The 21,658-nt window shown below is 55.5% G+C and carries 24 protein-coding genes and 1 tRNA gene; all 25 read left to right on the forward strand.

The features are described 5' to 3' along the window. Positions 1-241: 241 nt before the first annotated feature. Positions 242-796 (forward strand): inorganic diphosphatase, encoded by a 555-nt coding sequence (locus tag B5E62_RS15925; RefSeq protein ID WP_206414342.1) that lies wholly within the window; start codon positions 242-244, stop codon positions 794-796. After that, positions 774-1,568 (forward strand): HD domain-containing protein, encoded by a 795-nt coding sequence (locus B5E62_RS15930; RefSeq protein WP_087175501.1) that lies wholly within the window; start codon positions 774-776, stop codon positions 1,566-1,568. The genes B5E62_RS15925 and B5E62_RS15930 overlap by 23 nt, the downstream gene beginning before the upstream one ends. Before the next feature lie 27 nt (positions 1,569-1,595). Then, positions 1,596-2,456: a YitT family protein gene (locus B5E62_RS15935; protein WP_087175502.1), complete on the forward strand. Its 861-nt coding sequence runs from the start codon at positions 1,596-1,598 to the stop codon at positions 2,454-2,456. A 145-nt stretch (positions 2,457-2,601) separates the two neighbouring features. After that, positions 2,602-3,717 (forward strand): phosphotransferase enzyme family protein, encoded by a 1,116-nt coding sequence (locus B5E62_RS15940; protein WP_087175503.1) that lies wholly within the window; start codon positions 2,602-2,604, stop codon positions 3,715-3,717. A 308-nt stretch (positions 3,718-4,025) separates the two neighbouring features. Next, complete coding sequence (locus B5E62_RS15945; protein ID WP_087175504.1) at positions 4,026-6,212, forward strand: PTS transporter subunit IIABC; 2,187 nt, start codon at positions 4,026-4,028, stop codon at positions 6,210-6,212. A 30-nt stretch (positions 6,213-6,242) separates the two neighbouring features. After that, positions 6,243-7,070 (forward strand): PRD domain-containing protein, encoded by an 828-nt coding sequence (locus B5E62_RS15950; protein ID WP_087175505.1) that lies wholly within the window; start codon positions 6,243-6,245, stop codon positions 7,068-7,070. Positions 7,071-7,354: 284 nt separating this feature from the next. Further along, complete coding sequence (locus tag B5E62_RS15955; protein ID WP_087175506.1) at positions 7,355-7,777, forward strand: DUF3783 domain-containing protein; 423 nt, start codon at positions 7,355-7,357, stop codon at positions 7,775-7,777. Beyond that, positions 7,774-8,694 carry a leucine-rich repeat protein gene (locus B5E62_RS15960; protein ID WP_087175507.1) on the forward strand — a complete coding sequence of 307 codons (921 nt, stop codon included), beginning with the start codon at positions 7,774-7,776 and terminating at the stop codon, positions 8,692-8,694. The genes B5E62_RS15955 and B5E62_RS15960 overlap by 4 nt, the downstream gene beginning before the upstream one ends. Continuing rightward, the gene (locus B5E62_RS15965; protein WP_087175508.1) at positions 8,691-10,052 is read left to right on the forward strand and encodes a vWA domain-containing protein; all 1,362 of its coding nucleotides are present in this window, start codon (positions 8,691-8,693) and stop codon (positions 10,050-10,052) included. Before B5E62_RS15960 ends, B5E62_RS15965 begins: the two co-directional genes overlap by 4 nt. Next, complete coding sequence (locus tag B5E62_RS15970; protein WP_087175509.1) at positions 10,043-11,548, forward strand: ATP-binding protein; 1,506 nt, start codon at positions 10,043-10,045, stop codon at positions 11,546-11,548. Before B5E62_RS15965 ends, B5E62_RS15970 begins: the two co-directional genes overlap by 10 nt. 72 nt (positions 11,549-11,620) lie before the next feature. Beyond that, positions 11,621-12,643 carry a 2-keto-3-deoxygluconate permease gene (locus B5E62_RS15975; protein ID WP_087175510.1) on the forward strand — a complete coding sequence of 341 codons (1,023 nt, stop codon included), beginning with the start codon at positions 11,621-11,623 and terminating at the stop codon, positions 12,641-12,643. A gap of 434 nt (positions 12,644-13,077) precedes the next feature. Further along, the gene (locus B5E62_RS15980) at positions 13,078-13,293 is read left to right on the forward strand and encodes a hypothetical protein (protein WP_071433763.1); all 216 of its coding nucleotides are present in this window, start codon (positions 13,078-13,080) and stop codon (positions 13,291-13,293) included. Positions 13,294-13,483: 190 nt separating this feature from the next. Next, the gene (locus B5E62_RS17460) at positions 13,484-13,618 is read left to right on the forward strand and encodes a hypothetical protein (RefSeq protein WP_275532599.1); all 135 of its coding nucleotides are present in this window, start codon (positions 13,484-13,486) and stop codon (positions 13,616-13,618) included. A gap of 3 nt (positions 13,619-13,621) precedes the next feature. Further along, complete coding sequence (locus tag B5E62_RS15985; RefSeq protein ID WP_242957997.1) at positions 13,622-13,990, forward strand: YcxB family protein; 369 nt, start codon at positions 13,622-13,624, stop codon at positions 13,988-13,990. A 36-nt stretch (positions 13,991-14,026) separates the two neighbouring features. After that, positions 14,027-14,788, forward strand: a complete 762-nt coding sequence (locus B5E62_RS15990; protein WP_087175511.1) for a DeoR/GlpR family DNA-binding transcription regulator — start codon at positions 14,027-14,029, stop codon at positions 14,786-14,788. Between the two features lie 65 nt (positions 14,789-14,853). After that, entirely contained in the window at positions 14,854-15,636 is a 783-nt protein-coding gene (locus tag B5E62_RS15995) for an N-acetylmuramoyl-L-alanine amidase (protein ID WP_087175512.1), read from the forward strand. Positions 15,637-15,713: 77 nt separating this feature from the next. Next, positions 15,714-16,451 (forward strand): sigma-70 domain-containing protein, encoded by a 738-nt coding sequence (locus tag B5E62_RS16000; protein ID WP_087175513.1) that lies wholly within the window; start codon positions 15,714-15,716, stop codon positions 16,449-16,451. A gap of 68 nt (positions 16,452-16,519) precedes the next feature. Then, positions 16,520-17,431 (forward strand): UDP-N-acetylmuramate dehydrogenase, encoded by a 912-nt coding sequence (murB, locus tag B5E62_RS16005; RefSeq protein ID WP_087175514.1) that lies wholly within the window; start codon positions 16,520-16,522, stop codon positions 17,429-17,431. Positions 17,432-17,433: 2 nt separating this feature from the next. Then, positions 17,434-18,315, forward strand: coding sequence for an RNase adapter RapZ (gene rapZ / locus B5E62_RS16010; RefSeq protein ID WP_087175515.1), 882 nt, complete (start codon positions 17,434-17,436; stop codon positions 18,313-18,315). A gap of 36 nt (positions 18,316-18,351) precedes the next feature. Further along, positions 18,352-19,278, forward strand: coding sequence for a DNA-binding protein WhiA (whiA, locus tag B5E62_RS16015; protein WP_087175516.1), 927 nt, complete (start codon positions 18,352-18,354; stop codon positions 19,276-19,278). Next, positions 19,253-19,510 (forward strand): HPr family phosphocarrier protein, encoded by a 258-nt coding sequence (locus B5E62_RS16020; protein WP_033124671.1) that lies wholly within the window; start codon positions 19,253-19,255, stop codon positions 19,508-19,510. The genes whiA and B5E62_RS16020 overlap by 26 nt, the downstream gene beginning before the upstream one ends. 84 nt (positions 19,511-19,594) lie before the next feature. Then, complete coding sequence (locus B5E62_RS16025) at positions 19,595-20,554, forward strand: diacylglycerol/lipid kinase family protein (protein WP_033124803.1); 960 nt, start codon at positions 19,595-19,597, stop codon at positions 20,552-20,554. A gap of 117 nt (positions 20,555-20,671) precedes the next feature. Beyond that, a tRNA-Glu gene (locus tag B5E62_RS16030) sits at positions 20,672-20,743 on the forward strand. Positions 20,744-20,945: 202 nt separating this feature from the next. Continuing rightward, positions 20,946-21,104 (forward strand): hypothetical protein, encoded by a 159-nt coding sequence (locus tag B5E62_RS16995; RefSeq protein ID WP_157888472.1) that lies wholly within the window; start codon positions 20,946-20,948, stop codon positions 21,102-21,104. After that, entirely contained in the window at positions 21,094-21,426 is a 333-nt protein-coding gene (locus B5E62_RS16035) for a type II toxin-antitoxin system RelE/ParE family toxin (protein WP_087175517.1), read from the forward strand. Before B5E62_RS16995 ends, B5E62_RS16035 begins: the two co-directional genes overlap by 11 nt. Positions 21,427-21,658: the final 232 nt, after the last annotated feature.

A 21,658-nucleotide genomic window follows, 5' to 3' on the forward strand; every position in this document is an offset into this window, starting at 1 on the left:
TACTGCTGTCAGAAGGAGAGATAACCATACCATGGATGTATGAAAGAGTAAATATCAACTGTGCAGAAGTAAACGCTACTACCCGTAGGAGAGGTGGAATTTAAAATTTCATTTTTGGATTTCAAGGAAATGGCCGGCTTTTCGTTGATTTGACCTGTCAAAGAAGGTAAAATAAAAGACAGAAAGCAAACGGGGCGGGGGAGAGACGCCGGATACCCCGGAATGAGGAAGGAGCGGTATTATGAATATCTGGCATGATATCAGTGAGGAGAGGATTTTCCCTACGGATTTTATGGCTGTCATCGAGATCCAGAAGGGGAGCAACATGAAGTATGAGATGGATAAGGAGACGGGGATGCTCATGCTGGACCGGGTGCTCTTTACAGCCACCCACTATCCTATGAACTATGGGTTTATCCCCCGCACGTACGGGGATGACAGGGACCCGCTGGATGTCCTGGTGCTCTGCTCGGAGGCCATTGTCCCCATGACGCTGGTGCGGTGTTACCCCATCGGTGTCATGAGCATGGAGGACGGGGGCATGGGAGATGACAAGATCATCGCGATCCCTTACGGGGACCCGACCTACATGGGATACACGGATATCAAGGAGCTGCCCAAGCATATTTTTGAGGAGCTGAAGCACTTTTTCTCCATTTATAAGAGCCTGGAGAGAAAAGAGACGCAGGTGAGCTCCTTCGGAGGCCCCATAGAGGCGGTGGAGATCATAGAGAGGGCCATCGACAGCTACAAGGAGAAGTTTGGAGAGAAAGATGGAGAGAAGGACGGGGATTGATCACAGCAGGGCCAGAGAGGTCTTTGAGCAGTATCTGGACGGATATGACAGGGAGGACGGGAAGGTAAGGCTGAAGATCACCCACACCTACGGTGTGGTGGCCCAGGCCACGGCCCTGGCGGAGAGGATGCGCCTGGGGGAGGAGGACACGCAGCTGGCCCGGGTCATCGCCCTGCTCCACGATATAGGCCGGTTTGAGCAGCTCCGGAGATTTGACAGCTTCCTCCCGGAGACCATGGACCACGCCGCCTACGGGGTGGAGCTCCTCTTCGGCGAGGGGATGATACGGCAGTTTCTCCCGGAGGATACGTGGGACGACATCATCCGGACTGCCATAGCAAAGCACAGCGATTACAGGCTGGAGGGGGTGGAGGAGCCCCGCGTCCTCCTTCATGCCAGGCTCATCCGGGATGCGGACAAGCTGGATAACTGCCGGGTGAAGCTGGAGGATCCGCTGGAGACATTTGCGGGGGGCTCGGCGGAGGAGATCGGGGCCCAGAAGATATCGCCGAAGGTGAGGGCGGACATCCTGGCCGGGAAATCCATCCTCTCCTCAGACCGGGTGACGCTGATGGATTTCTGGGTATCCTACCTGGCCTACTTTTATGACCTGAATTTCCGGGAGAGCCTGGATATCGTGGAGGAACAGGACTATGTGCGCCGGATCGCCGGGCGCATTCCCTGCTCTGACCCGGAGACAAGGAGCACCATGGAGGAGATCGTGGGCGCTCTGACAGTCTATGTCCGTTCCCGCGGCGGGAAAGATAAATAGCGGGAGAGTCTGCGAGAGGGGTATTATATGAAATTTGAACCAAAAGAAGATATAAAGAGGATCATCGTGGTCTGTATCGCGGCGGTCATCATGGCGCTGAACATCAAATCCTTTGTCCGGACAGGGGGGCTCTATCCGGGCGGGGCCACGGGACTGGCGCTGCTGATACAGAGGAGCGGGGCCATGTTTTTCCACGTGACGCTCCCTTATACGGTGATCAACGTGGCGCTGAACGCGGTGCCGGTCTACATCGGCTTCCGGTATATAGGAAGGAAGTTCACCCTGTACTCCTGTCTGATGATCGTGCTCACCAGCGTGCTGACAGATATCCTGCCGGGGTATGTGATCACCTATGACACGCTGCTCATCAGCATTTTCGGGGGACTCATCAACGGCTTTGTCATCAGCCTGTGCCTCCACATGAACGCCACCACAGGGGGGACCGACTTTATCGCTATCTTCCTGTCGGAGAGGAAGGGCATAGACTCCTGGAATATAGTGCTGGGGCTGAATGTGCTCATCCTGGCGGCGGCGGGTGTGCTGTTCGGCTGGGACAAGGCGCTGTACTCCATCATTTTCCAGTACACCTCCACCCAGGTGCTGCACATGCTCTACAAGAAGTACCAGCAGGAGACCGTGTTTGCCGTGACCAACAGGGCGGAGGCGGTCTGCGAGGCTATTGCCGGGACCACCCACCACGGCGCCACCATCATCGAGGGGCAGGGAGCCTACGAGGACAGGGAGAGGAAGATCGTGTATTCGGTCGTCTCCAGCGCCGAGAGCAAGAAAGTGATACAGGCTATCAAGCAGGCGGACCCCCATGCCTTTGTCAACCTCATGAAGACAGAGCAGGTGGCGGGGAAATTTTATCAGAAACCCAACGAGTGACAGGCGGACCCGGTGCCGGAGGCTGCTTCCTGTGCAGATAATGCAAAATAAGGGAAATATCAGATAAAGATTTCCGGATCCCTTTATATTACAATTGTCCCAGAAAGAACGAGCAGAACATGTATTTCCAGGAGGGAACAAGAATATGAAGGAACTGACACAGGAAAGGATACACCAGGCGATCGGGTATTTTAAATTTGAGGGTACACTGACAGACTGCAGGCCTTATGGGAGCGGACACATCAATGACACCTACCTGCTCTCCTACAGGATCGGAGAGATGGGGATGCTGAAGGTGATCCTCCAGCGCATGAACAACGAGGTCTTTGAGAAGCCGGTGGAGCTGATGGAGAATATCATCAATGTCACCTCCTACCTGAAGGAGCGGATTGAGGAGAACGGGGGCGACCCGGAGCGGGAGACGCTGAATGTGATCCCGGCAAAGGACGGAAAGCCTTACTACAGGGATGAGGATGGAAACTACTGGAGGTCCTACAAGTTCATCACAGGGGCAACCAGCTACGACAAGGTGGAGAAGCCGGCAGATTTCTACCAGAGTGCGGTGGCATTTGGCAACTTCCAGCGCCTGCTGGCGGATTTCCCGGCGGAGACTCTGCACGAGACCATTGAGGGCTTCCACGACACGAGGGCCCGCTTCGCCGTATTTGAGCAGGCGGTGAAGGAGGACGTGATGGGAAGGGCCGCATCCGTGGAGAAGGAGATCGAGTTTGTCCGGGCAAGGGAGAAATCCATCGCCAACTATTTCAGCGAGATGCAGGAGAAGGGCGAGCTGCCCCTGCGTGTCACACACAACGACACAAAGCTGAACAATATCATGATCGACGACAAGACAGGAAAGGGTATCTGTGTCATTGACCTGGATACCGTGATGCCGGGGCTCGCCATGAACGACTTCGGCGACTCCATCCGCTTCGGAGCCAGCACTGCTGCCGAGGACGAGAGGGACTTAAGTCTTGTGTCCTGCAGCATGGAGCTGTTTGACATCTATGCCAGAGGTTTTATCGAGGGCTGCGGCGGCAAGCTGACAGAGCGGGAGATCCTGGAGCTGCCCATGGGGGCAAAGACCATGACCTACGAGTGCGGCATGCGCTTCCTGACGGACTATCTCCAGGGAGACACCTACTTCAAGGTCCACAGAAAGGGCCACAATCTGGACCGTTGCAGGACCCAGTTCAAGCTTGTGGAGGATATGGAGCAGAAGTGGCACACCATGCAGGCCATTGTGAGAAAATACATGTAGTGCAGACTGCCGGTATGATATGTGAAAAAAATCTTGACATGCAGGAAAAAACAGGGTAAAGTTTAAACATAGTATGTAACTGGTAAGCAGGCATTAACTATACATAAATGACAGGAGTGTTTATGTGGGTTAATGCCTTTTTTATTTACGGATGTAAATAAAAAAGCCCTCCGGGGGATGCACACGGGCGCACGGGGAAGCCGCCTCCGGGCGGCCGCGCCCGGCGCGGGAGTGGGACCGGAGCTCCATTAGAAGGCCAGGGCAGGAACACACAGGGACATCTCCGGAAAAGAAAAGGAGAAAGAGAAATGAAAGACAAAATTTTTGGTGTTCTTCAGAGAGTGGGAAGATCCTTCATGCTTCCCATCGCGATCCTGCCTGTGGCCGGACTTCTGCTCGGTATCGGTTCATCCTTTACCAACGAGACTATGCTCAGCGCCTACGGCCTGACAGGCATCATGGGACCGGGCACCATCCTGAACGCAGTGTTCACAGTCATGAGCGCTGCCGGTAACGTGGTGTTCAATAACCTGCCTCTCGTATTTGCCATGGGCGTGGCCATCGGCATGGCGAAGAAGGAAAAGGAGGTGGCAGCTCTGGCTGCGGTGATCGCCTTCTTTATCATGCACGCTTCCATCAGCGCCATGATCGACATCTACGGCGGCGCGGAGAACATGCTGGACGGCGCCACCACCTCTGTGCTGGGCATCACCTCCCTGCAGATGGGCGTCTTCGGCGGCATCATCGTGGGCCTGGGCGTGGCGGCTCTCCACAACCGGTTTTACAAGATCGAGCTGCCCCAGGTGCTGTCCTTCTTCGGCGGGACAAGGTTTGTGCCCATCATCAGCGCCCTGGTGTACACCGGCGTGGGCATTGCCATGTTCTACATATGGCCTGTGATCCAGACCGGCATCTACAGCGTGGGAGACCTTGTGCTGAACTCCGGCTACGCGGGAACCTGGGTGTACGGCCTCCTGGAGAGAGCCCTGATCCCCTTTGGACTCCATCACGTATTTTACCTTCCCTTCTGGCAGACAGGCGTGGGCGGGACCATGGAAGTGGCAGGCCAGATGGTGGAGGGAGCCCAGAATATCTTCTTCGCCCAGCTCGCTGACCCGGCCACAGAGCATTTTGCTGTGTCCGCCACACGCTTCATGTCCGGGAAATTCCCCCTCATGATCTTCGGGCTTCCGGGGGCGGCGCTGGCTATGTACAAGGCGGCCAAGGCGGAAAAGAAAAAGGCCGTGGCCGGACTCCTCCTCTCGGCAGCCCTCACATCCATGATCACAGGCATCACGGAGCCTCTGGAATTTACCTTCCTTTTTGTAGCGCCCCTGATGTATGCGGTACACTGTGTGTTTGCCGGGCTGGCCTACATGCTGATGCACGTCTTCAATGTGGGCGTGGGCATGACCTTCTCCGGCGGACTCATCGACATGCTCCTCTTTGGCGTTCTCCAGGGAAATGAGAAGACAAACTGGATCTGGATCGTCATCGTGGGTATCGGCTACTTTGTGGTGTACTATTTTGTGTTCTCTTTTATGATACGAAAATTTGATTACAAGACGCCGGGAAGAGACGACAGCGAGGAGGTCAAGCTCTACACCCGGCAGGACGTGAACGCGAGAAAGGCCCAGCAGGGCGGCGGGGACGCGAAGCCTGAGGACCAGGTGTCTGCCATGATCTGCCGGGGGCTCGGCGGCAAGAAAAATATCTCTGATGTGGACTGCTGCGCTACAAGGCTGCGCTGTACCGTGTTCAAGGCGGAGCTGGTGGATGATGCGCTTCTGAAGTCAACCGGGGCATCCGGCGTGGTCCACAAGGGAAATGGCGTGCAGGTCATTTACGGCCCCAAGGTGACGGTCATCAAGTCCAACCTGGAGGACTATCTGGAGACGGCGCCGGACGAGGAGGTGCTCCCTGCGGGAGAACAGGCGGCACGGCCGGAGAGCCAGGCGCAGGAGGTCATCCCTGAAACGGACGGTGGGGACGCCGGCTCGGTGTCAGCTAAAGAGGAGAAAGAGAAAAAGCCCGTAAAGAGCATCATCATCGGAAGCCCTGCGGATGGCATAGCAGCGGACCTGTCTACAGCGCCGGACGAGGGATTTGCCGGAAGGATGATGGGGGACGGAGCGGTCGTGGAACCTGTGTCAGCGACCATATGCGCCCCGGCGGATGGTGAGATCTGCTTCGTGTTCCCCACAAAGCACGCAGTCGGCTTCCAGACAGAGGAGGGCGTTGAGATGCTCCTCCACATCGGCATCGATACTGTGGGACTGAACGGAGAGGGATTTGAAGTCCTGAAGGAAGAAGGAAAAGTGAAAAAGGGAGAGCCCATCATGAAGGTGGACATTGACTTTGTGAAGAGCCATGCCCCATCCCTGGTGTCTCCCGTCCTCTGCACAGCTCTTGAGGACAATCAGAAAATACGCCTTCTTAGAGAGGGCGAGATCCGGGCGGGCGAGGATCTGTTCGCGATTGATATTTACGAGTAGGAATATTTTCCGCGGGAGAGGGAAGAGAGAATGTATCGTGTGATAAAAGCGTTAAATCACAACGCAGTACTGGTGCTGGACGGCTCCAGCCAGGAATATCTGATCATGGGGAAAGGGATCGGCTTTGGCAAAAAGGTCAGCGAGAGGATCGAGCCGGCGCCGGACAGTGTGGTCTATTCTCTGCAGTCTGTGTCGGAGAGAGGAAAGGCAAAGGACCTTTTCAAGGAGATCGATCCCAGATATCTGGAGATGGCGGACGCCGTCCTCAATGAGGCGGCAAAGGATTTCGCCCACGTGGACCGCGGCGTGCTGTTTCCCATGGCGGACCACATTGCCTTTGCGGTGAGCCGGATGCGGCGGGGCGAGATCATTGCCAATCTGCTGACCCAGGACATCCAGGTGCTCTTCTACAAGGAGTTCAAGGCGGCCTCCCTGGTCCGCCGGCTCCTTCTGGAGGAGGAAGGGCTGGAGGTGCCGGATGATGAGATCGGCTATGTGGCCCTTCACGTCCATGCGGCCACCGCCGGGGAGAAGGTGTCAAGCGCCATGCAGATCGCGGCGGCTGTGCGGGAGTGCATTACCATGATCGAGGAGGACGCGGGGAAAAAGATCGCGGTCCAGACCCTCTCCTATAACCGGCTCATGAACCATATCAAGTACATGGCGGCCCGGGCAGTCGCCGGGGAGAAGCTGAAGCTGAACATGAACCAGTATATCAGCAGGGAGTTTCCCGGCTCCTACAGGATCGCTGAGACGGTGTGCGCCCACCTGGGCAGGCATCTGGGGAAGACGCTGTCCGATACGGAGATCGGGTACCTTGCCATGCACATTGAGAGGGTATATACAGAAGATGAGTAGAAGAAAGAGAGACAGCCTGCGCACGTGGCATATGCCCTGGCGCAGGCTGTTGCATGTAGGAGGCGCGGTGGCAGGAGTATCTTGCATTTCCTCGTATGAGGATGATAAAATAGTCCTGTATGGGACAGCTTGAGCGGAACAGAGGGAGCATTGTGGAGAAGCTGAGAAGAGTAGAGTAAAACAATACTGGCCATACACTACCACATCTGCTATACTGTTAAGAGGGAGTACACACGATATAGAGTGTGCTCCGCAAGACTGCTTGAAAGGAGAGACAAAAGATCATGGCAGCAAGAGGAAGTGTATTGTTGTACAATTTTACAGATAAAGAGAGAACCGACAAAGTGAAATTCATCTTTGTGCTCATGGGCATCAAGATACGCAGCGTGTCAAAGGAGGATTACCTGCAGCCCATCGGCGCTCTGTCCGGGGTGACCCGGCTGGAGCGGACGGAGGAGGTCTATGAGGGAGAGGGCTTTGGAGAGGAGATGCTGGTCATCTGCAATCTCACCGACGCCCAGATGGACCAGATGCTGGCCTACTTTCGAAAAGAGGGCATCCGGATTGCCCTGAAGGCGGCCCTGACCCCAACCAACATGAGCTGGAGCTCCATAGAGCTCCACGACGAGCTGGTGCGGGAGCACGAGGCGGTCCAGAGGCAGATACAGGAGCAGAAAGCTCAGAAAGAGCAGAAGAAAGAGCAATGACGGAGACAGAGAGAAAGAAAGAGGCAGGAGTGTTCACTCTGGAGGGGGCCCGCTACAGGCGGGAGCCGGGTGGCATCCTGTTGGAGCAGGCGGCGGACACGGAGGAGGTCCGCATACCAGACGAGATAGAGGGGGAGCCGGTCCGGTGGGCGGCTCCCTACGCCTTTGCAAGGACCCGGGCCGTGCGGATAGAATTGCCGCCCCGTATGGAGAAAATAGGCAACTACAGCTTTTACAGGTGCTTTGGTCTGCGCAGCCTGTCTTTTTCTGACGCCCTGACGGATGTGGGCTCGGGGGCCTTTAACGGCTGCGGCCTGCGGGGGATACGTATTGACCACTACCGGGGAGAGAAATCTTCCCTGAAGTTCCTTGTGGATGAGCTGCGGTACGCCCTCTATGTGACGCTTGTCTATCACAGGGAGGACGGGACAGAGGAGGAGGCCAGGCTCCTTTTCCCGGAGCACTATGAGGAGGCGGTGGAGAACACCCCGGCCCGGATCGTGGAGACTCACTACCACGGGTCCGGCGGGGATTACCGCCAGTGCTTTTACGACCGGGAGCTGAATTTTGCGGAGTATGACCGTCTTTTCCCCAGAGCGGTGGCTGAGGAGAGCCGGGAGGACGCCCTGCAGCTGGCGGCCCTGCGGCTTGGCTGGCCTTACAGGCTGGGGGAGGAGGCCCGGGACAGATACGGGACATACCTGCGGGAGAACATGGCCTGCGCGGGAAAGGTCTATGTGGAAAGGCAGGACATGCGCATGCTGCGGTTCTTCGGACAGGCCGGATACTGGGACCAGGAAGGTCTGGAGGCGGCCATCGACGCGGCGGCAGAGAGAAAGGAGACGGAGATACTGGGCTTTCTCATGGATGAGAGAAGGCGGCTGTTTCCAAAGAAGAAAAAGGTGTTTGAGCTATGAGAGACCAGAGGGAAAAACAGCAGGCAGCAGCCGAACAGCTGGCCGGCATCGGCAGGGATATCCTGGCCCTTACAAGAAATGAGCTTTACCTGAGCATGCGGTTCCTGGATGTGGCCCTCTCCGGCTTTTCCTACGTGATGGACCTGACGGCGGAGCCGGCGGCCACAGACGGCTTTGCCATCTATTATCATCCGGGACGCATAGGCGGGCTCTACAGGGAGAGCCGGGTGGACATGTGCCGGCTGTACCTGCACATGGTGCTCCACTGCCTGTTCCGCCATCTTGTCCGGAGAGACGGGCGGGACCGGCGGCTGTGGGACCTGGCCTGCGACATAGCGGCGGAGTCCATCACGGACAGCATGTATATACGGACTGTGAGGAGAGGGAAATCCTGGCTGCGCCAGGAGACCTACCGGAAGCTGAGAGAAGAGATGAAGGTGCTGGCGGCGGAGAAGATATACGGCTGTCTGGAACGGTGGGACTTGCCGGAGCGAAGGCTGGGGGAGCTGGAGCGGGAGTTTTTCGCGGACAGCCACAAATACTGGCCTGAGGACGACGACCGGGACAGGAAGCAGGAGATCGAGAACCGGTGGAAGGACCAGAGCGAGAGGACACAGACAGAGCTGGAGACCTTCTCAAAGGAGGCGTCCTCGGCGGCGGGGGACCTTCTGGACCAGGTGAAGGTGGAGAACAGAGAGCGTTACAATTACCAGGAATTCCTGCGGAAATTTGCGGTCCTGAAGGAGGAGGTGTCTGTGGACCAGGACTCCTTTGATTACGTGTTCTACAGCTATGGCCTGTCTCTGTACGGGAACATGCCCCTCATCGAGCCCCAGGAGTGGAAGGAGACGAAGAAGATTGAAGAGTTTGTCATCGTCGTCGACACCTCCATGTCCTGTTCCGGTGAGCTGGTGAAGAAGTTCCTGGAGGAGACCTACGGGGTCTTAAGTGAGCAGGACAGCTTTTTTCACAGGGTGAACATCCACATCATCCAGTGCGACGACCAGGTCAGGTCGGACCGGAAGGTCACCAGCCGGGAAGAGCTGAAGGAGTACATGGATGAGCTGGAGCTGCGGGGCGAGGGAGGGACAGATTTCCGGCCCGCCTTCGACTACGTGAGCGGGCTCCTTGAGAAGAAGGAGCTCTATCAGCTGAAGGGGCTCATCTATTTCACGGACGGGCAGGGGATCTACCCGTCGAAGATGCCGCCCTACGAGACCGCCTTTGTCTTTCTGGAGGAGGACTACGAGGACAGGGAGGTGCCACCCTGGGCCATCAAGCTGGTACTGGAGAAAGAGGATGTTGAAAATATGTCCGGGAGAGAGCCGGAGGAAAAAGGAGATACAGCATGGATATAAAACGAGCCAAACAGGAAATCAGGGACTCCATAGAGGCCTATCTGAAAAAGGACGCCTATGGGGAGTACATGATACCGGCTGTCCGGCAGAGGCCCATCCTTCTCATGGGCCCGCCGGGCATAGGTAAGACGCAGATCATGGAACAGATCGCCAGAGAGTGCGGGATCGGGCTTGTGTCCTACACCATCACCCACCACACCCGGCAGAGCGCCATCGGCCTCCCCTTTATCCGGGAGAAGGTCTATGGCGGAAAGACCTATTCTGTCACAGAGTACACCATGAGCGAGATCATCGCATCTGTCTACGACAAGATGGAGGAGACCGGCCTTGCCGAGGGCATCCTCTTTATCGACGAGATAAACTGTGTCTCCGAGACGCTGGCCCCGGCCATGCTCCAGTTCCTCCAGTGCAAGATGTTTGGGAACCGGAAAGTGCCGGAGGGGTGGATCATCGTGGCAGCGGGAAATCCGCCGGAGTACAATAAGTCGGTCCGTGACTTTGACGTGGTGACACTGGACCGGATCCGCCGCATCGACGTGGAGGAGAACTACACCGTCTGGCGGGAGTATGCCTGGCAGGCCGGTGTCCACCCGGCCATCCTGTCCTACCTGGAGCTGCGGAGAGACTATTTCTACAGGATGGAGACCACGGTGGACGGCCGCATGTTCGCCACCGCCAGAGGCTGGGAGGACCTGTCGGAGTTCCTGAAGGCCTGCGAAGCTGTGGGGAAGAAGGCGGACCGGGAGGTGGTGCACCAGTACATCCAGCACTGGAAGATCGCCAAAGATTTTGCCAATTATCTGGAGTTGTTTGCCAAATATAAAAAGGACTACGGTCTTGAGAAGATCCTGGAAGGGCAGTATAGCGGGGATATGCTGGAGAAGCTGAAGTTCGCCTCCTTTGATGAGCGGCTCAGCGTGGTGGGGATGCTCCTTGGAAAGCTCTCTGAGCTCTTCCGGGACAGCTACCTGTCTGACAGGTACGTGACCAAGCTCTTTGGATGCTTGAAAGAGTATAAGGCCTGCGGCAGCCTGGAGGAGGCGGCCGGGGCGGCGGCAGAGCGCTATGAGAACCTGCGGCGCGCAGGGCAGCTCACAAGGGAGGCGGACCACATGCTGCGGCAGGTGAACGACACGCTGGACCGGTATCAGCAGCTTCTGAAGGAAGAGCGCCTGACAGCCGCGGACCAGGCGGAGGCGGCTTTTGAGCGGGTGCGCGGCGAGTTTGAGAAGGAGACAAGGAAGCGGGAGGAACTCCTGGAGCGGACCGGCCGGGCTCTGGACAATGCGTTCTATTTTATGGAGGATGCCTTCGGCGACAGCCAGGAGATGGTGTCCTTTGTGACAGAGCTCAACACCAACTACTACAGCATCCAGTTTCTGAAAGAAAATGACTGTGACATGTACTACAAGTACAACAAGCGTCTTCTTGTGGATGAGCAGCGGGAGAAGCTGCTGGAGAGGATGGATGAGGCGGAAGGCATGCTCAGGGAATAAGAGAGGAATAGGAAAAACGGCAGGGGCAGATGTGAAAATAGTCTGTCCCTGCCGTTTTTTATTTAATTCTATATCCGGGGACTTGTTATCATCCCCCTGGTGCTGGCGGTCCTCATCGCCACATTTTTCCCGCAGGCTTATCAGATCGGCGGCTATGTGACGGCCCTGTTCTATGACGGCAACTCCTGTATGATGGGATTTTTCCTGATCGTCTGCGGATCAGCCATCAACATCAAGCAGGTGGGTATGCCTCTCTACAAGGGTGTGACGCTGACAGCTACCAAGTTCCTTCTGGGCGTTGTCATCGGACTTGCGGTGGGCGCTATCTGCGGGCCGGAAGGATTCCTTGGGATCGCGCCGTTCGTATGGATCGCAACCATCACGAACTCCAACGGCTCCCTTTACATCTCCCTGTCCGCACAGTTCGGTAATGCGACAGACACAGGAGCCATCTCCATCCTGTCCCTGAACGACGGTCCGTTCTTCACACTGATCGCTCTGGGAGCCACAGGACTGGCATCTATCCCGATCGACTCCCTGATCGCAGTGCTTGTACCGCTGCTCATCGGTTTCATCTGGGGTAACCTTGACGCCGGCTTCAGAAAAGCATGTGCGACAGCTCAGCCGATCGTTACATTCTTCATGACAATCTCCATCGGAGCGAAGACAGATGTCAACACGATCATCACAGCGGGCGCGGCCGGCATTATCCTTGGCCTTGTATCCGCAGCTACAGCAGTGATCTTCTTCTTCACAAACAACCTGTTACTGCCGAAGAAAGAGAGAAACGCCATGGGCGCTGCTATCGGTACGACAGCCCTGAACTCCGCCATGACACCGGCAGCAGTCGGCGAGGCAGACCCGACCATGGCTCAGTACGTGGATATGGCTACAGCACAGTGTGCGACAGCTTCTGTTGTAACCCTGTTCCTCTGCCCGTTCATCACAGCTTTCTTTGATAAGCTGATGCAGAAGAAACAGCTTGGTATCTACTCACCGGAAGGATGGGCACGTTACAAGGTTGACCCGAGCGTACCGGCTCCGGCGGCTGAAAAAGAAGCAAAAACAAAAATAAACGAAAAAAATCAAACATAATTCATTACAAAAAGTGAAAAAAGTCCTCTGATATGCTACAATACTCTTGTGCATATTAAGAGGACTTTCTTAAAATACAAAAACAGTAAGCGATTTGTCAAGGGTTTTTCCCCCTGAAAAGCACACATTTTGAAAGAGAGGGGCTTAAGCCCCTCTTGGCCACCATAAAGCACTGAAGCTGGTAGCACCGAAGCCGGTCCTTTGACGGCTCCCAGCTTCGGTGCTACCAGCAGGACGTGGGCCCGCTGGAGCGTCCCCCTCGGAGAGCGCACGGCTGCCGTCAGGCAGTACCTCCGCCCGCTTGCGGGTGGTGAGTAAGTGCGCCCTAGGTATAATTACTTTCTGGCCAGGGACAACTTGAAAGCGATTTCCTTTATGTGTTATAATTAAGAACAAACAGGGCAACAAATTAGAAGCTGTGGAGGCGGCCATTTATGAAAAATAAAATTTTTAAATATATTGGATTGGAAGTTCTTTTATTGCTTGCTTTGATGCTATGTGGAACTATTGTTGTAAAAATATTCAATGTTGCGCTGAAATTGCAGTTTGAAAGCATAGGGACTACAGGGTTTATCGCAGGATTATGCGCTTGGCTTATATTGTTGATTGGCTGGGGCATAAAAGCAGCTAAAGCAAAAAGGAACAAGTAACTTCCCATTTGTCGGGGGGCCGAATAAGATGGGGCATGGCGCTTCCCGTAGCGCCATGCCCCGTTGCATATATGACTCCTTTCCCTCTGCTGGTTATCACTTTTGCCACAAATGAACCGTCAGCCGATGTAATGTAGTAGGTAGCGTAAACCACCCTTTATACAGTAACTCCCAGGAAGGGATTTTATTTATGGAAAAACTCAACGTGCAGCTCACCAGAGAGCATCTGTTTGATTTTCTGTTATATCACACATTTTCGAAAGCGTCCGGTTTTCTGGTGAACATGCTTGGCATGTGCCTTATCGTGCTGGGAGCGGTCATGTAGTTTGTGGGGCGGATCGAGTTTGTGCAGTTTGTCCTGTATGTGATCGTCGGGGTCGTGGTCCTGGCCTATACGCCCGTGCAGCTTAAGTTCCGTGCGAAGAAACAGATGGAGGTCAATCCGGAGTACAGGGACCCCAGAGAATATATCTTCTCTGAGGATGAGGGCGTGTGCGTGGTGCAGAACGGGCAGGAGACGAAGTACGACTGGAGCCGGATCCAGCGCACGGTGACCACGCCCAAGACCATCGGTATCTACTATGAGAAGGACAGGGCGTTTATCATCCCCAAGGAGGCCTTTGGGGACAGGTTTGTCCCGGTCATGCAGATGGTGGTGCAGCATATCGGGCTGAACAATGTAAGGCTGACCCAGTAAGAGAGGGGCGGCTGTCAGTATAAGGGGGAAGAGGCTATGGAAGAGCGCAGACAGGCAATCTTGCGTGAACTGGAAGAAAAAGGGAAGGTCCGGGTGGCGGAGCTGAGCAGGGAGCTGGGATGCTCGGAGGTGACGATCCGCAATGACATCAAAAGTATGAGCGCGGAGGGACTCCTGAAGCGGACCCACGGAGGCGCGGTCAGCCTGGAGCAGAACATGGCCAGAAAATACAGGGCTGAGACTATATACAGGCATGTGGACCGCAAGAAGGCCATTGCGGCCCGCGCCTATGAGTATATCGAAGACAGGGACACAATCATCATAGACGATGCATCCAGCAGCTTTTACCTGGCCCTGCACATAAAGAGCCACCCGGAGAAAAGAGTGGCCGTGGTCACTAACTCCCTGCTCGTGGGGAATGAGCTGGCAGGCATAGACCATGTGGAGCTGTACATGATCGGCGGCTACGTGGGCGGACATCTGGCGGCCAGCATGGGCGAGTCCGCGGTGGAGAACATGGAGCACTTCCACGTGGACAAGGGGTTTATCGGTGTGCACGGCATTAATTTTGAGGCCGGGCTCACCTCTATCGCGACGCCTCAGATGCAGGTGAAGAGAGCCATCCTGAAAGCCTCGAAGAAGGTCTATGTGCTGGCGGACAGCAGCAAGTTCGGCGGCGGGTATCTGTCCGTCATCTGCCCCATTGACAGGGTGGACACGATCATCACGGACCGGGAGGTCTCGAAGGAAAATATCGCTATTGCCAGAGAGATGAAGGTGCCTCTCGTGATCGCGTAGTTGCGTGGCAAAATACCGTCCTCCTGCATATGCTGAGATAGAAAGTATATGCGGGAGGAATTTTTATGCCCTATTCGATCATGATGGATGCCGGACACGGGGGCCGCGATCCGGGAGCGGTCTACAACGGACGGCAGGAAAAGGATGACACGCTGCGGCTGGCCCTGGCTGTGGGGGAAATCCTGCAGGACCGGGGGATCGACGTGGAGTACACCAGGACCACGGATGTGTACGAGACGCCCTACGAGAAGGCCATGGAGGCCAACCAGGCGGGGGCGGACCTCTTTATCTCCATACACCGGAATTCGTTTCCGACAGACAACGAGGTGTCCGGGGTGGAGTCCCTGGTGTATGACCTGTCGGGGCTGAAGCTGGAGATAGCGGAGGCCATCAATGAGGAGCTGGCTACGGTGGGTTTTGTGGACCTGGGCGTGAAGGCAAGGCCCAATCTTGTGGTGCTTAAAAGGACCAGGATGCCGGCTGTGCTGGTGGAGGCAGGCTTTATCAATTCGGATACAGACAACATGCTGTTTGACCAGAGCTTTGACGATATCGCGCTGGCCATCGCGGACGGGATACTGGACACCCTGCAGCGGAACGGCCTTGTGGAAGAAAGTGTCCAGACCGGTCCGGACTACCGTGTACAGACCGGCGCTTTCCGAAGCAGAGCCTACGCGGAGCGCCTGAGAAACGAGCTGCTGGAGCAGGATTTCCCGGCCTATATCGATGACTCGGACGGATTTCTCCGGGTCCAGGTGGGGGATTTTGACAGTCTGGACGAGGCGGCGGATATGGAGCGGAGGCTGAAGAGAGCAGGATACGCCACGGTGATCGTGTCGGGCGTATAGGGCGGCCGGCATATCCGGCTATGGCTTTCGCGCGGGATTTGTGATAAGATAGGGCCAGTAAATCTGGAGGTAAGAACATGGCGGATAAGATGAGTTTTCAGCAGAAGCTGGCGGACATCATGCAGACGGCGCGGGAGAATGGCATGTGCATGACGGCGGAGGAGGCAGAGAGGTTTTTTGAAGATGACGGGCTCACCGGGGAGCAGATGGAGCTGGTATTTGACTATCTGCTGTCCCAGAAGGTGGCTGTGCAGGGGTATGTAAGAAAGCCGGGCACCGTGCGGGAGGCGGGGGACCGTGAGGAAGATCCCGGGGCGGAGGAGGCCGTGACAGGCGGCATGAGCGGGGAGGAAAAGGAGTATCTGGAGGAGTATCTCCGCCAGCTCGGGGAGCTGCAGGCGGCCGCCGGGGAGGGGGCGGAGCTTGCCGCCTGGCTCCGTCTGGTGGCGGAGGAGGCGGTGAAGCTGCACCAGCCGGAGGTGTTCATCGGCGATCTGATACAGGAGGGAAGCGCGGCTCTTGTGGAGGTGCTCGGCCGGCACGCTGCCGGGGCCGGTGAGCGGGAGCTGGTGATGGCCGATGTGCGCGCGGCCATGAAGGCCCTGCTCGCGTCCCAGGCAGAGATGGAGCGGCGCGACCGCAGGATGGTGGACCAGGTCGCAAGGCTGGACGAGGCTATCAGGCAGATGACGGACGAGCTGGGGCGGAAGGTGGACGTGCAGGAGGTGGCTGCCAGGCTGGAGCTGACGGAGGAGCAGGTCAGGGATATCCTGAAGCTGACAGGGGAGGAGCCGGAGGACGAAGCAGAAGCATAGTGCGGCGTTGAATTTCTCCTTCAAGTGTTGTATGATGGACAATGGAAAAAGACAGAAAGGTTTGAGTTATGAAAGAGAAATTTGAGCATAGATTAGAACAGACGGTGGGACCGGAGAGGGTCCTGCGGGAGGAGCCTATGAGGCTGCACACCACCTTCCGCATCGGGGGACCCGCGCAGTATATGGTGTCACCCCGCACAAAGGAGGAGGTCCGGGAGGTGGTCCGCCTCTGCCGGGAGGAGGAGATGCCCTGGTATATCATAGGAAACGGGAGCAATCTCCTTGTCTCTGACAGGGGGTACAGAGGTGTCGTGATACAGCTCTACAGGGACTTCGGGGATATCCGGACAGAGGGGACGAGCATCTTCGCCCGGGCCGGTGCCTCCCTGGCGAGAATCGCGGCGGAGGCTCTGAAGAACAGCCTGACCGGCTTTGAGTTCGCCGCCGGAATACCGGGAACCCTGGGCGGCGCCTGTATCATGAACGCGGGTGCCTACGGCGGAGAGATGAAGGATGTCCTGGAGCAGGTCACTGTCCTTGACGGACAGGGAGAGATAAAGACGCTGGAAAAAGGGGAGCTGGATATGGGCTACCGGACCAGCCGGGCTGCCCGGGAGGGCTATGTCGTCCTGGAGGCGGCGCTCTCCCTGGAAAAGGGGGAGGCGGACGAAATCCGGGCAAGGATGGAGGACCTGAAGGAGAGGCGCACCAGCAAGCAGCCGCTGGAGTATCCGAGCGCGGGGAGCACCTTCAAGAGGCCGGAGGGCTATTTTGCCGGCAAGCTGATACAGGATGCGGGCCTGCGGGGGTTCCGGGTGGGAGACGCCATGGTGTCGGAGAAGCACTGCGGCTTTGTCATTAACTGCGGCAGCGCCACTGCGGCGGATGTGGACAGGCTGATACGGCAGGTGCAGGAACGTGTGAGAGAAAGCTCCGGGGTGACGCTGGAGCCGGAGGTAAAGAGACTGGGAGAGTTTTAGGCATGAGATTTATTATTGTGACCGGAATGTCGGGGGCGGGAAAGAGCACGGCCCTCAAGATGTTGGAGGACGCGGGCTATTTCTGCGTGGACAATCTGCCTGTGCAGCTTGTGCCCAAGCTGGGAGAGCTGCTCATCGTCCCGGGGACGGAAATCAATAAGATCGCCCTGGGCATGGATATCCGCAGCGGCCAGGGCATCGATGACCTGGAGCAGTCCCTGGAGGCGCTGGACCGGATGGAGATAAAATACGAGGTCCTGTTCCTGGAGGCCTCGGACGAGGTGCTGATCAAGAGGTACAAGGAGACCCGGCGCAGCCACCCCCTGGCGGGAGGCGGCCGGGTGGACGAGGGCATACGCAAGGAGAGGGAGAAGCTGGCCTTCCTGAAAAAGAGGGCGGACTACCTGGTGGACACCAGCCGGATGCTCACAAGAGAGCTGCGGGCAGAGCTGCACAAGATCTTTGTGGAGAACAAGGACTACAAGAACCTCTACATCACCGTGCTGTCCTTTGGATTTAAATACGGGCTCCCGAGCGACGCGGATCTGGTATTTGATGTGCGCTTTCTGCCCAACCCGTACTATATCGATGAGCTGAGGCCCAAGAGCGGGCTTGATCCGGAGGTGCGGGACTATGTTATGTCCAGCGACACGGCCCGGCAGTTTCTTGACAAGCTGACGGACATGATCCGCTTTCTGATCCCCAATTATGTGTCTGAGGGGAAGACACAGCTTGTCATCGCCATCGGCTGCACGGGAGGAAAGCACCGGTCTGTCACGCTGGCGGGCGCCCTCTACGGGGAGCTGGCCAGGGAGGAGCAGGACTACGGCATCAAGATCGAGCACAGGGACATCGGCAAGGATGCGGTGACAAAGGGAAAATAGCAGCGGAAAACGCGGAGAAAAGAAGCAGGGATAGATATGTCATTTTCAGGCAAAGTGAAAGAGGAGCTGGCGAGAGTGTGTCCCAGAGCCAGGCACTGCAGGCTTGCGGAGCTCGCCGCAATCACAGGCATGTGCGGGGAGTGGAGAGAGGAGGAGGGCTGTCTGTCCTTCCTTGTGCACTCGGAAAATATTGCCGTCGTGAGAAAATGCTTTACATTGATCGAAAAAACCTTTAATATAGGTAATGAAATTGCTGTCCAGACAGCGGTGCGCAGAAATATGCACAAGGACAGCAGCGTATACTATTTGTGTGCGTCCGGGGAATGTCTGCGGGCTGTGCGCCACGCGGACGTGCAGGCGGTCTGCTGTAAGAGGGCTTACCTGCGCGGCGCTTTCCTGTCTTCAGGATCCATGAGCGACCCCGGAAAATCCTATCACTTTGAGATTGTCTGTAATACTTTGGAAAAAGCGCAGTATCTTCAGCAGCTTATGCAGGACTTCGGCCTGGAGGCCCGCATTGTGAGAAGGAAAAAGAACATTATCGTATACCTGAAGGAGGGTGACCGCATCGTGGACGCCCTGAACGTGATGGACGCTCCGGTGGCTCTGATGGAGCTGGAGAATGTCCGGATCCTGAAGGATATGCGCAATAATGTGAACCGGAAGGTAAACTGTGAGACAGCCAATATCAACAAGACAGTCTCTGCCGCAGTTAAGCAGAGGGATGATATTGAATACATCCGCGACACGGTGGGACTTTCAGGATTGCCGGACGGACTGCGGGACGTTGCCCTTACACGCCTCGCATATCCCGATGCATCATTGAAGGAGCTGGGAGAGCTCCTGGAGAACCCGGTGGGGAAATCCGGAGTGAACCACAGGCTCAGGAAGTTAAGTGAAATGGCAGATAAGTTAAGGGATAGCAAGGAGGTACAATATGATCAAGAAACCAGTGACAATTAAACTTAGGGACGGTCTTGACGCAAGACCGATCGCGCTGCTTGTGCAGGAAGCCAGCCAGTATTCCAGCCATGTGTACATAGAGGTGGCTGACAAGAAGGTGAACGCCAAGAGCATTATGGGTATGATGAGCCTGACCATGGGCGAGGGCGATGAGTTTACAGTTGTCGCGGATGGCGAAGACGAGGAAGCGGCAGTAGCTGGCGTGGAGAGATTTCTCTCGGAGCAGAAATAGATGAAATAAAAGATCTGTAAAGGGAAAGGGCATTTTGTAAATGCCCTTTTTTGGCCTAGGCAGACAGCGGAAGGGGAGACAGAGATGAAGAGACTGTTGTTTGTGTACAACCCCCATGCGGGGAAGGGGCTCCTGAAGCCCAAGGTATCGGATATTATCGATATTTTCGTGAAGGCGGGCTACGAGGTGACGGCCTATCCGACCCAGGCCTACCACGATGCCTACAGGAAGATACGGGAATTCACGGACCACTATGACCTGGTGGTGTGCAGCGGTGGCGACGGCACCATCGACGAGGTGGTGACCGGCATGATGGCCAGGGAGGACAGGGTGCCCGTGGGCTATATCCCCACCGGGACCACCAATGATTTTGCCCACAGCCTTAAGATCCCCAGGGATATACTGGCCGCTGCGGACAACGCTGTGAACGGGCAGGCGTTTCCCTGTGATGTGGGACAGTTTAACGACGGCATTTTCGTGTACATTGCGGCCTTTGGCCTGTTCACGGATGTCTCCTACCAGACCAACCAGACGGCCAAGAACATACTGGGGCATCTGGCCTATGTGCTGGAGGGGACAAAGCGGCTCTTCAACATACCCTCCTACCGGATCAAGGTGACTCACGACGGAGAGGTGATCGAGGATGAGTTTATTTACGGCATGGTGACCAACTCCCGCTCTGTGGGAGGCTTTCGGAACATGGTGGGAAAGAACGTGTCCTTTGACGACGGCGTCTTTGAGGTGACCTTGATCAAGATGCCGAAAAACCCCATTGAGCTGCAGGAGATCATCACAGCTCTTCTGACCGAGCAGACCAACGGCAAGCACATGTATTCCTTCAAGAGCGGCCATCTGGTCTTTGAGTCCCTGGAGGAGATCCCCTGGACACTGGACGGGGAGTTTGGAGGAGACCACGATGTGGTGGAGATCCACAATCTCCAGAAGCAGCTTCAGATCATGGTGCCGGCAAAGCATATAGCCGAGCTGTCAGAGGCCGGGAAAGCGACGGAGGAGCAGGTGGAAGAGAAGAGGAAGGAACCGTAGAGGTTTCCCCCCTCTTTTGCGGCTTTTTTCACGACTGAAAAAATTTTTGAAAAAAATGAAAAAAATGCTTGCAATCTGTCGGGATGTTTGATATTATAATCAGGCAGCAAGCAATACGGCTCCGTGGTCAAGAGGTCAAGACGCTAGCCTCTCACGCTGGAATCAGGGGTTCGATTCCCCTCGGAGTCACTTGAAAAGCCCGTTTTTACGGGCTTTTTTCGTGTCTGAAAAACAAAAGTGTATCAAATGGTGTATCAAACATACGTTTGGATATTGAGGAATCAAAAATACTTAAGGAGGAAATCTTGGACGTATTTTTATCCCGATCAATAAAATGGTGGTTATTTTTGTGGTTTGATGGTAAGATAAAAGAAAAGAAAGGGTGATGGATATGGCATTAGCACAGGCGACAAAATCGCATGAAACAACTTATACATTGGATGATGCAATGGATATTCTTCTTACGAAACTGGATGATGCCATTCATGATATGGAGGCTGGCAGAGTGCAGACGATAGAGGAAGCGTGGAAAGAGATTGATGAAATATAAAGTTCTGATTACCGATATTGCCAAAGAAGATATCAAAGAAAAGAAGAAATATATCCTTAGAAATTTCAAGTACCGTGAGTATGCAGAATATTTTTCCAGAAAGATAAAGAAAGCGGTGCATGAGTTGGATACATTGCCGGACGGTTATGGAACTACCGGTTTCCGTTATCGGGGATATGATATTTATCTGAAGGCATATAAAAATTATCTTTTGTTTTATACGGTGGATAAGAGTGCTGCTACGGTAACTGTTCTCCGCATCCTGCAGGACGGTATGGACTGGGAGAATATTATCAGACAATGGATCAGCAGGAAACATTAAATATTTTAAGAAAAGAAAGGGGGCTGTCGCATGAGGAAGTAAATTTCTCATGTGGCATGCCCCTCTTTTGTTGCTTATTTCAGAGAAATATCCAGATGATCTGCATATTTTTGCTTTTCTGCTTGAAAAAGCGCAGACCTCCCCTTTCCTGTCTGTTTAGCGTTTTGAACTTTCTAAATTTATGCGCTCTTCTTTAACGCAAACAGATGTGTCCCGGTTTTTCCGTTTTGGA

Origin of the sequence: Lachnoclostridium sp. An118 (assembly GCF_002160985.1) — a bacterium.
Classification (GTDB): domain Bacteria; phylum Bacillota; class Clostridia; order Lachnospirales; family Lachnospiraceae; genus Claveliimonas; species Claveliimonas stercoravium.